The following is a 3,682-nucleotide window of genomic DNA, read 5'->3' as shown; positions in this document are numbered from 1 at the left end:
CTTTAGACATGGAAAGTCACACATCGGGTAAAGCCTGCAAAGTTATTTGCAGGCTTTTTTGCTTTTTATGGCGTTGTATCCTGTGTATGCAGGCTATCGTGGCACTGTGACCGGCGCTATAATCTGACACCATTGACAGTGCACGGCTTAGAAGGCAACTGTCAGGCAATAATAAAATGATGATGCAAACGAGGGGTGCCAGCTTGAAACCTGTGAAAGTGGGAGTATGTGGTCTGGGAACTGTTGGCAGTGGTACAGTGAATGTACTGCGCCGTAATGCAGACATTCTTTCCAGCCGCACCGGCCGTAACATTCAGGTTGCCCAGATTGCAGCCCGTCGCCCCAACCCTTCCTGCGATACTGCTGATATCCCTGTTACACCCGATATTTTTGAGGTGGCCAATAACCCCGAGATCGACATCCTGGTTGAGCTGATTGGCGGTTATGACGTTGCCAAAAAGCTTGTTCTCACAGCCATTAAAAATGGCAAGCACGTGGTAACGGCCAACAAGGCTCTGATAGCTGAACATGGCAATGAAATTTTTTCAGCCGCCAGAGAAAAGAATGTCGTTGTCGCTTATGAGGCAGGTGTGGCTGGCGGTATCCCAGCGATTAAAGCTCTGCGGGAAGGTCTGGTGGGCAATCGCATCAATTGGCTGGCAGGTATTATCAACGGTACTGGTAATTTTATTCTTACCGAAATGAAAGACAAAGGCAGCCCGTTTGCAGACGTACTCAAGCAGGCTCAGGATTTAGGCTACGCAGAGGCCGACCCCACCTTTGATGTGGAAGGTATTGATGCCGCCCACAAGTTGGTGATTCTCGCAGCCAATGCCTTTGGTACTCCTCTTGCATTTGATAAAACCTATACCGAAGGTATCAGCAAAGTCACTCCGCAAGATTTGCAGTATGCACAGGAGCTGGGCTATCGCATCAAGCACTTGGGGATTGCCCGCCGTACAGAACAGGGCGTAGAGCTGCGGGTGCATCCCACCCTGATTCCAGAAAGCCATTTGCTGGCCAGCGTAGATGGTGTGATGAACAGTGTGCTGATTGATGGTGATGCTGTTGGTCAAACCCTTTACTACGGCGCAGGAGCGGGCAGCGAGCCAACGGCTTCCGCTGTGGTTGCGGATATCGCCGATATCGCCCGTTTGATTGATACCCCCCAGGTGGCCGTTCCACCGGTGGCACCTTTGAAGGATGGACGAGAGGTGCCTGTGCTTTCTATTACTGATGTCCACGCCGCCTGCTACTTGCGCATGAGTGCAAAAGACCGTCCCGGTGTGCTGATGAGGGTGACAGAAATTCTCGGGCAGAATGGTATTAACATTGATGCTCTGCTGCAAAAGGAAGGGCAGGAGAGTGGTGGCGCGGTGGATATTGTTCTGCTGACCCACGATATTCGCGAAAGCCTTCTCAGTGCAGCTTTGAAAGAGATTGAGGCGCTGGATGACATTATCGGTTCAGTCGCCCATATTCGTGTGGAACATTTGTAGGCGTTCAAGGTTTAACGGGAATAATAATGAAATATATCAGTACCCGCGGGCAGGCCCCTGCACTTGGTTTTGAAGATGTGATGCTTGCAGGTCTGGCCAGTGATGGCGGCCTGTATATTCCGGAATCTCTGCCTCACTTTTCGGCAGAAGAGGTGAGTCAGCTGGTGGAGCTGGATTATCCGGATCTGGCCGTTGAGATTATGCGTCCGTTTGTCGCTGATTTTCTGGAAGAGGAAAAGCTCCAGGTCATTGTGCACGACACTTACAAGGTATTCCGCCACAAGGCTGTTGCCCCTCTCACTCAGCTGGATACCAATGAGTGGGTGATGGAGCTGTTCCATGGTCCGACACTGGCGTTTAAGGATTTCGCCCTGCAGTTGCTGGGGCGTTTGCTGGATGAAGCACTGGAACGTCGCGGTGAAAAGGCGGTGATTCTCGGTGCCACATCCGGTGACACCGGCTCTGCGGCTATTGAAGGGTGTCGTGCCTGTGAGCATGTGGATATCTTTATCATGCACCCACATAAGCGGGTATCAGAAGTGCAACGCCGTCAGATGACTACGGTGCTGGCAGATAATGTACACAATATTGCTGTGGAAGGCACTTTTGATGATTGTCAGGCGCTAGTGAAAGCCAGCTTTGCCGACCAGAGTTTTCTTAAGGGGGAGCGTCGGCTGGTGGCGGTAAATTCCATTAACTGGGCGCGCATCATGGCTCAGGTGGTGTATTACTTTCATGCTGCTCTTTCTCTGGGAGCGCCGGAGAAAGAGGTTTCTTTCTCGGTACCGACTGGCAACTTTGGTGATATTTTCGCAGGCTATATCGCCCGGAAAATGGGCTTGCCCATCAAACAGCTGATTGTGGCTACTAACCGCAATGATATTCTCCACCGCTTCTTTGCTGATAACAGTTACGCTAAGGAACAGCTGGCGCCTACCCTGTCTCCCAGTATGGATATTATGGTGTCCAGCAATTTTGAGCGGCTACTGTTTGACGTTCATGACCGTGATGGTCAGCAACTGGCAGCCGTGATGAAGGCGTTTGATGAAACCGGCTCTATCTCCGTGGATGAAGCCCGCTGGCAGGCTGTAAAGCAGTTATTTACCAGTAACCGCTCCTCCGATGAAGAGGTTGTCTCTACTATAAAACAGGTGTCGGATGAATGCAGTGGCTATCTGCTTGATCCTCATACAGCTATTGGTGTTAAAGCTGCCAGAGTCTGTCATTCTGATAAATCCGTTCCAATAGTCACGTTGGCTACAGCTCATCCTGTGAAATTTCCAGAATCTGTTGTGCGTGCAGGCCTGAGTGAACCAGAGTTGCCCTTGTGGTTAGCTGACCTCCATGAGCGTCCAGAGCTGTACACAGTTTTGTCAGATGATAAAGCTGAAGTGCACCGCTTTATTCAGGAGAAGCTTGGTTTGTAAGAGGGGCTTTTGTAAGGCGTAACGCTCTGTTTCAATGAAGCAGAGCTTTACGTCATTCTATTCACAACCGACTGCGAACTGTCACCTTGCCCCTGGGTCTGGAGAGCTGTGTACCGAGGTTTAAGGTGCCTCCCGGAGCAGATAAGCCCTCATAACTACAACGGTAGCCTCCAGCTCTTCAGCCCCATTGGCGTGCAGCCGGGTGTAGATGTTCAGAGCTTTTCTCTGGTTATCCGCACCGCCCATGAATTGGAAAAGGTGAGCCAGAGCCAGTTCGATGTCCTTGTCATCACAGGGTGTGTCTTCCATTCCTCCGGCCGCCTGGGTGCGCAGCTGGGTATAGATATCCAAAGCTATTTCCGCATTATTTATGAGGCCAATGGACAGGATATGTCTGGCCAGAGCCAGTCCATTGGTTTTTTTATCATTAAAAGATGCTGAGTGCCTTTCATAAAGAGCCTGTAAAGCCCGGGCTTTTGCCAACAGCACCTCTTGGATATATTGCAAACTCTGTGGAAGAGAATCGATGTATCTGATGCATCCATCAAAATCCTTAAGAAGAAATAAAGCCTGGGCTTTTAATTCCACAACACGGGCATAGTGACGCGGGTCTTCTATGTGTTTTGCTAATAACGCCGCTGCTGCCGTTAATGCTCTTTGAGGGTTGGTTTCCAGAAGGCGGAAACCTTCATCTATTTCTATGTCGGGATCTGGCTGCCTGGGCGAATCTGCCTCTGCCCCTGTTTCTGTCGTTGT

The 3,682-nt window shown here is 50.5% G+C and carries 3 protein-coding genes; 2 read left to right on the top strand and 1 reads right to left on the bottom strand.

Annotated features, from left to right (window positions below; all coding sequences use genetic code 11):
- Positions 1 to 203: 203 nt before the first annotated feature.
- Together E1189_RS02685 and thrC are read left to right on the top strand one after the other, a co-directional pair.
- The gene (locus E1189_RS02685) at positions 204 to 1,499 is read left to right on the top strand and encodes a homoserine dehydrogenase (protein WP_155158517.1); all 1,296 of its coding nucleotides are present in this window, start codon (positions 204 to 206) and stop codon (positions 1,497 to 1,499) included.
- Positions 1,500 to 1,525: 26 nt separating this feature from the next.
- On the top strand, positions 1,526 to 2,926 hold the full coding sequence (gene thrC / locus E1189_RS02680; RefSeq protein WP_155158516.1) for a threonine synthase: 1,401 nt from the start codon (positions 1,526 to 1,528) through the stop codon (positions 2,924 to 2,926).
- Between the two features lie 120 nt (positions 2,927 to 3,046).
- Here the strand turns inward: thrC and E1189_RS23370 are convergent.
- Positions 3,047 to 3,682: hypothetical protein (locus E1189_RS23370; protein WP_196221108.1), on the bottom strand; the 636-nt coding region annotated here is incomplete at its 5' end.

Source organism: Parendozoicomonas verongulae (assembly GCF_009711465.1).
In the GTDB taxonomy this organism is placed as follows: Bacteria; Pseudomonadota; Gammaproteobacteria; order Pseudomonadales; family Endozoicomonadaceae; genus Sansalvadorimonas; species Sansalvadorimonas verongulae.
Note: the sequence above shows the minus strand (reverse complement) of the source record. Positions and strands in the feature narration are given on the sequence as shown.

Bases quoted from the DNA above. Each gene is read 5' to 3' on its own strand.
- thrC (WP_155158516.1), top strand. From the start codon at position 1,526: ATGAAATATATCAGTACCCGCGGGCAGGCCCCTGCACTTGGTTTTGAA.